7 protein-coding genes are annotated in these 7,134 nt (G+C 35.1%); all 7 read left to right on the plus strand.

Going from position 1 to position 7,134, the window contains the following annotated elements; translation table 11 throughout:
* Nucleotides 1-166: 166 nt before the first annotated feature.
* The 7 genes from ACYPXO_RS05560 (at nt 167) to ACYPXO_RS05590 (ending at nt 7,050) form a co-directional block, all read left to right on the plus strand.
* Nucleotides 167-1,744, plus strand: a complete 1,578-nt coding sequence (locus ACYPXO_RS05560) for a recombinase family protein (protein WP_459639634.1) — start codon at nt 167-169, stop codon at nt 1,742-1,744.
* Between the two features lie 19 nt (nt 1,745-1,763).
* Nucleotides 1,764-2,726: a DNA/RNA non-specific endonuclease gene (locus ACYPXO_RS05565; protein WP_459639635.1), complete on the plus strand. Its 963-nt coding sequence runs from the start codon at nt 1,764-1,766 to the stop codon at nt 2,724-2,726.
* Complete coding sequence (locus ACYPXO_RS05570; protein WP_459639641.1) at nt 2,726-3,541, plus strand: D-alanyl-D-alanine carboxypeptidase family protein; 816 nt, start codon at nt 2,726-2,728, stop codon at nt 3,539-3,541. The genes ACYPXO_RS05565 and ACYPXO_RS05570 overlap by 1 nt, the downstream gene beginning before the upstream one ends.
* A 56-nt stretch (nt 3,542-3,597) precedes the next feature.
* On the plus strand, nt 3,598-4,467 hold the full coding sequence (locus ACYPXO_RS05575) for a metallophosphoesterase (protein ID WP_459639636.1): 870 nt from the start codon (nt 3,598-3,600) through the stop codon (nt 4,465-4,467).
* Nucleotides 4,468-4,478: 11 nt separating this feature from the next.
* Nucleotides 4,479-5,228, plus strand: coding sequence for a segregation and condensation protein A (locus ACYPXO_RS05580; protein WP_459639637.1), 750 nt, complete (start codon nt 4,479-4,481; stop codon nt 5,226-5,228).
* Nucleotides 5,229-5,242: 14 nt separating this feature from the next.
* A complete protein-coding gene (gene scpB / locus ACYPXO_RS05585; RefSeq protein WP_459639638.1) occupies nt 5,243-5,812 on the plus strand; it encodes an SMC-Scp complex subunit ScpB in 570 nt (189 codons plus the stop codon).
* 68 nt (nt 5,813-5,880) lie between these two features.
* Nucleotides 5,881-7,050, plus strand: a complete 1,170-nt coding sequence (locus tag ACYPXO_RS05590) for a D-alanyl-D-alanine carboxypeptidase family protein (protein ID WP_459639639.1) — start codon at nt 5,881-5,883, stop codon at nt 7,048-7,050.
* Nucleotides 7,051-7,134 lie beyond the last annotated feature (84 nt).

The raw sequence follows: 7,134 nt of genomic DNA on the forward strand, positions 1-7,134 counted from the left end.
AGGTAAAAGTGATTTATGGAGAAAAACCTCTTCTGGAGTGTATGAAGAATGTAATTAAAATCCATAAGAAATAGAGATGGCAAATATAACCCTTATGATGTATACTTTTGAATGGTATATGTCATAAGGGTATAATATTTTATGAAGAAAAAGGAGCAAATGCTAAATGGGAAATCGTGTAGTATTATACCTTAGATTGAGTAAAGAAGATGTAGATAAAGTAAGTGAAGGAGATGATAGTGCCAGTATAAAAAATCAAAGATTGTTATTAACTGATTATGCTTTGAAGAATAATTTCCAAATAATAAAAGTCTATTCTGATGACGATGAAAGCGGTTTATATGATGACAGACCGGGATTTGAGCAAATGATAGAAGATGCAAAATTAGGACTTTTTGATATTATTATTGCTAAAACACAGTCACGTTTTTCAAGAAACATGGAGCATATAGAAAAATATTTGCATCACGATTTTTTGAATTTAGGAATACGCTTTATCGGAGTGGTAGATGGAGTAGATACGGCGGTAGCTTCCAATAAAAAATCACGTCAGATAAACGGATTGGTAAATGAATGGTATTGCGAAGATTTGTCGGAAAATATTCGCAGTGCTTTTAAAATAAAAATGAAAAATGGACAGTTTTTAGGTTCGTCCTGTCCTTATGGATATAAACGTAATCCGGAGAATCATAACCATTTGGTTATAGATGAATATGCCGCTAATATTGTTAGAAGAATATTCAAATTGTATTTAAGCGGTTGTGGGAAAGCGAGAATAGGTTCAATCTTATCGGAAGAGGGAGTGTTAATTCCGACTTTATATAAACAGCAGGTTCGTGGAGAAAATTATAAAAACAGTAAAATCCTAAAGTCAACAAGAGTGTGGTCTTATCAGACAATACATACTATTTTAAATAATCAGACTTATGTGGGAGATTTAGTGCAAAATAAGACGAATAAACTTTCGTATAAGGATAAAAAGAAAGTATCATTGCCAAAAGAAAAATGGATTGTTGTTGAGAACACGCATGATGCCATTATAAGTAGAGAGATTTTTAGAAGAGTACAAGAAGTGCAGAAAATAAAAACGAGAAGTGTGTCAGGAAATGAAGAAAAAGGAATATTTTCTGGTATTCTTTTTTGTGCAGATTGTAAGCATAGTATGAGTAGGAAATATGAAAGGCGAGGCAATCATCAGTTTATTGGATATATTTGCAGGACATATAAACAGCATGGAAAGAAGTTTTGCAGTAGCCATAGTATTAAAAATAGTGAACTGGAAGAAATTGTTTTAAATTCAATAAAAGAAGAAGCAAAGAAGATATTGACACAGGCAGATGTTGATGAACTTAAGAAGTTTGAAGTTGTAGAATCTTGCAGAATCAATTATGAGTTCCAATTAAACCAGATGGAAAATCAAATTGAGAAGGTAGGAAATTATAAGAAGAAAACATACAATAATTTTATGGAAGAACTTATAGGAAAAGAGGAGTATATGTATTATACCGGAGAGTATAATAGACAGATTAAAGAATTGCAACTTCAAAAAGAAAATCTACTTGAGAAAATGAATATGCAGAATGAGTTAGACAGTAGGCATGATGAATGGGTTGAGGCATTTAAAAATTACATAGGTGTATCAGAACTTACAAGAGAAATGGTTTTGGAATTGATAAATAGAATTGAGGTTCACGAAAATGGTGTGATTGATATTTATTATCATTTTTCAAATCCGTATGAATAAAGGAAGGTAGGAAAGAATAATGAAAAAGAGAAATATGTTGAAAAAAATACAAGGTTTGTTATTAGTTTTTATGTTGTCTACAAATATAATTGCTTGTGGAGATGCAAAAACTACGACATCAAATCCAAAAGAAAATGAGATCGCCCTATCAGGAGGGACATTTGATTATGCGTCCATTCCGGAATATAGCGGAGAACCGTATGTGGAAGTGAATGGGAATGTTCCATATTTTACAGAAGAGGAAATTACAGATAAATCATTTGAAGCATATGGTGAGTTAGATTCTTTTGGACGATGCACAACTTCGGTTGCTTGTTTGAGTAAGGAAACAATGCCGAAAGAGAAAGAAAAAAGAGGGAAAATCGGAAATGTGAAGCCTACAGGGTGGCAATCAGTAAAATATGATTGTGTGCAGGGAAAGTTTATTTTGAATAGAGCACATTGCATTGGCTGGCAGTTAGGAGCAGAAAATGCCAATGAAAAAAATCTTGTCAGTGGAACAAGATATATGAATTTGGAAATGCTTGAGTATGAAAATCTTGTAGCAGATTATATAAGAGAAACGGGAAATCATGTGATGTATCGTGTGACGCCTATTTTTGTGGATAAAGAAATGCTTTGCAGAGGACTTCTTATGGAAGGGTATTCCGTTGAAGATAAGGGGCAGGGTGTATCCTACTGTGTATTTTTCTATAATGTACAGCCGGGAATTGAAATGAACTATCAGACAGGGGAATCGAAATATACAGGTGTATTTTTAGACAAAGATTCTGTTGCAGTGGAATATGATGGTGCAACTTCTGAGCAGGAGAAAAGTAATAAAGAAGGTTCATATATTTTAAATACAAATACGAAAAAATTTCATTTGCCAAGTTGCAAAGGTGTAAAAGATATTAAAGAGAAAAATAAAAAGACTTTTCATGGAAAGAGAGAGGATTTATTAAAACAGTCTTATTCTCCATGTAAAATGTGTAATCCGTAATTAGTCTACTATACTTAAACGCTTCATGTGTTGCGATGGCGGAGCATATTTGCGGTGATGAGCAGACGTTCGTTAAACAAATGAATAGGCGGGCGCAAAAATTGGGAATGAAAAATACTCACTTTGTGAATTGTAATGGATTGGATGCAGACGGACATCTGACAACAGCCAGAGATATAGCGATAATGTCAAGAGAGTTGATTGCGAAATATCCTGAAGTACATAAGTATACAAAAATATGGCAGGAAAACATTACACACGAAACGAAAAAAGGAACTTCAGAATTTGGTTTGACAAATACAAATAAATTCATCAGACAATACCCATATGCTACCGGATTGAAGACGGGGTCAACAGGAAAGGCAAAATTTTGCCTGTCTGCTACAGCGGAAAAGGATAAGATAAAATTGATTTCTGTCGTAATGGCTTCTCCAAATGCAAAACAAAGAGTAAAAGATGCGGTAGTGCTGATGAATTATGGATTTGGAAGATGTAAGAAATATGAAGATGAAATACCGATAAAAGATAGAAAAATACAAGTGAAACGAGGACAGAAAGAAACGGTAAAGGCGGAAACGGAAAGAGGATTTGAGTATGTTGATACATCGGGGACAGAACTTTCAAGGATAAAGAAAAAGGTAGAGGTAAAGAAAAAGATTAGTGCACCGATAAAAAAAGGACAGAAAGTAGGAAGAGTTGTGTACTATTTGAATAAGGCGGAAATCGGAAGTCTTCCGATTGTTTCTAAAGAAAGTGTAAAAGAAGTGGATTACCCATATGCTATTCAGTCTGTGCTAAGAACCTTTTTCTTGTAAATGAAGTAAAAAAACTATATAATAGTACAGAAAGACAGGAAAAAGGACGAAGAGAAGTGAAGAATTTAATCATTATATCGGGGATTGTTATTCTTTTGGTAGTTGTGGAAATTATTCGGGAGATTACTACATTTAAAGTAACTCATTATGAAATTATTTCTAAGAAACTGAAGAAAGACATGAGCGAGAAAAAGGTTGTTTTTATAAGTGATTTACATAATTATTCATATGGAAAAGAAAATGAGAAATTGCTTAAAGCGATAGAGTGTGAATATCCGGATATGATACTTTCGGCGGGAGATTTGCTCGTGGGAGATAAAAAGAAATCATCTGAACCTGCAGAAAAATTCATGAAATCTTTGGCAGCAAAATATCCGGTATATTGTGGGAATGGAAACCATGAACAGCGTATGAAAGAAGAAACGGATAAATACGGAGAAAAGTATATCGAATATAAAGAACAACTAGTGAAAACAGGTGTACATCTGTTGGAAAATAATTCGGTTTTACTTGATTGGGAAGGACAAAAAGTGCGTATTAGCGGTCTTGAAATTCCGTTGAAATATTATAGAAAATTTTCTGGGGAAAAATTGAGTGTAAAAGAAATAGAGAGTTGTTTGGGGAAGGCAAATGAAAAAGAATTTGAAATTTTGCTTGCTCACAATCCGGTTCATGCGGAAACATATGCGAAGTGGGGAGCGGATTTAACTTTATCTGGGCATCTTCATGGAGGGATGGTGCGTATTCCTTTTGGCAGAGGTGTTATTACACCGCAGGCACGTTTGTTTCCGAAATATTCGGGCGGAATGTACAAGATTGGTGAAAAAACGATAGTTGTCAGTAAAGGATTGGGAGTTCATACAATTCCCATACGTCTATTTAATGAAGCGGAAATTATCGTGCTTCACATAAAAGGAAAAGGATAGAGGAAAAGAATATGGGAATACCTGTAAAATTAGAAGCGTTTGAAGGTCCTTTGGATTTGCTTCTGCATTTGATAGAGAAAAATAAAATAGATATTTATGATATTCCGATTGTGGAGATTACAAATCAATATATGGATTACATTCGGGAGATGGAAACGAAAGACTTAAATGTAATGAGTGAATTTTTGTTAATGGCCTCTACTTTATTAGATATAAAATGTAAAATGCTGTTGCCGAAAGAAGTCAATGAAGAGGGTGAAGAGGAGGATCCTAGACAAGAATTGGTAGAACAGTTATTGCAATATAAAATGTATAAATATATGTCCTATGAACTTCGTGATCGACAGATTGAAGGGGAAAGGCTTATGTTTAGAGAACCGTCTATTCCAAAGGAAGTTTCAGAGTATTCGGATCCGGTAGATTTGGATGCTCTTTTGGATGGGATGACTTTAGCAAAACTAAAAGCGGTGTATAATGAAGTTTTGAAGCGGCAGGAAGATAAAATAGACCCGATACGAAGTAAATTTGGAAAGATTGAAAGAGAAGAGGTGGAATTGCCGGAGAAGATGTCGTTTCTGCATCAGTACGCAAAGACGCATAAGACATTTAGTTTTAGACAACTTTTGGAGAGGCAGAGATCAAAAATGCATATTGTTGTTACATTTCTGGCAGTGCTTGAAATGATGAAAACAGGAGAAATACGAGTTGTACAGGAAGATACTTTTTCTGAAATTATGATTACATCAACTGTATTTGGATAAAGAAAGGAAAACACATGGAGATTAAGCAGACTGAGGCTATCATCGAAGCAATTCTATTTACGATGGGAGAATCGGTAGAGTTAGATAAAATAGCAGATACGATAGAACACGATAAAGAAACAACAAGAAAAATTATTCGAAATATGATGATGCGATACGAGGAAGAAGATAGGGGAATACGCATCATTGAATTGGAAAATGCATTTCAGTTATGTACGAAGCAGGAAATGTATGAGTATTTAATTCGGATAGCAAAACAGCCGAAACGCCATGTACTTACGGATGTTTTACTGGAAACGCTTTCTATTATCGCTTATAAACAGCCGGTAACCCGCTTGGAAATTGAAAAGATAAGAGGGGTTAAATCAGATCACGCGGTAAATAAATTAATTGAGTATAATCTTGTGACAGAAGTGGGAAGAATGGACGCGCCTGGGAAACCTCTTCTTTTCGGAACGACAGAAGAATTTTTAAGACGCTTTAGTGTACAGTCTATAGATGAACTACCTGTTTTTGATGCGGAAAAACTGGAAGATTTTAAAGCAGAAGCGGAAGATGAAGTGCAGTTGAAATTGGACATTTAACTGAGGAATAAGAGGAGAAAATCACACATATAGTAAAGCAGACGGATTGACAAAAGGTGCGTGTGATTTTGAAAAAAAGAATAGGGATTGTGTTAATTGCGGTTATCTTTTTTGGAATAACGGCAAAGGCTATTGAAAAGCCTAAAGAATTATACGCCCAGTCAGCAGTTCTAATGGACGCAGACAGTGGGCGTATTTTATTTGAGAAAAATGGAAACAAACAACGTGCTATGGCGAGTACGACGAAAATTATGACTTGTATTCTTGCTTTGGAGAGGGGAGAATTGGAAAGTGAAGTTGTGGCATCGGAAAATGCAGCCAAGCAACCGAAAGTTCATTTGGGAGTTAAAAAAGGGGAAACTTTTCGGCTGAGGGATTTGTTGTATTCTCTTATGTTGGAATCGCACAATGACAGTGCGGTAATGATAGCGGAAAAAATTAGCGGGAACGTAGAAAAATTTGCGAAATTAATGAATGAAAAGGCTAAAGAAATCGGCTGTACAAATACATATTTTATTACGCCGAACGGACTGGATGCAAAAGATGATACAGGAAAGCATTCAACAACTGCTGTGGAATTGGCGAAGATAATGAACTACTGTATTACAGAGTCCCCTAAGAAAGAAGAGTTTTTGGCAATTACAGGACAAAAGAGTTATCAGTTTACAAATATGGATAAAACACGAAATTATATATGCCGTAACCACAATGTCTTTTTGGAAATGATGGACGGAGCAATATCCGGCAAGACCGGATTTACGGGAGAGGCGGGGTATTGCTATGTGGGAGCGTTGCGAAGAAATGACAGGACGTTTATTGTGGCTCTGCTCGGATGCGGATGGCCTAATAATAAAACATATAAATGGTCGGATACGAAAAAGTTGATGGAATATGGTTTGGATGCTTTTAGATATAAAGATATTGAACCGGAAGTTCACTTTGAAACAGTATCTGTTGAAAATAGTCTTCCGCGGCAACGATTGGAATTTATTATTAAAGGGAAAGAGAAGATTCATGAAAGAATTTTAATGAGTGATGAAGAAAGTGTGACGATAGAAACAAAAATAAAAGAAGAATGGAAAGCACCCGTAAAGCGAGGAGAGAAAGCAGGAAAAGTGATTTATTATCTGAATGATATTCCTATTCGTGAATATGAAGTGGTGACGGCAAATAATGTTGAAAAACTTACATGGAAATGGTGTTTGAAGAAAATGGTTAAGAGGTATATAAAACTATAAAAGAGCGGGAAGGACAAAGTATTTTGTCCTTCCCGTTTGAAAAATGAAAATATGAGAGAATTAGAGAGACCGTTTCAAGTTTTG

This window comes from Faecalimonas canis (assembly GCF_054601575.1).

Coding starts and splice junctions, on each gene's coding strand:
- ACYPXO_RS05560 (WP_459639634.1), top strand. CDS start 167: ATGGGAAATCGTGTAGTATTATACCTTAGATTGAGTAAAGAAGATGTA.
- ACYPXO_RS05565 (WP_459639635.1), top strand. CDS start 1,764: ATGAAAAAGAGAAATATGTTGAAAAAAATACAAGGTTTGTTATTAGTT.
- ACYPXO_RS05580 (WP_459639637.1), top strand. CDS start 4,479: ATGGGAATACCTGTAAAATTAGAAGCGTTTGAAGGTCCTTTGGATTTG.
- scpB (WP_459639638.1), top strand. CDS start 5,243: ATGGAGATTAAGCAGACTGAGGCTATCATCGAAGCAATTCTATTTACG.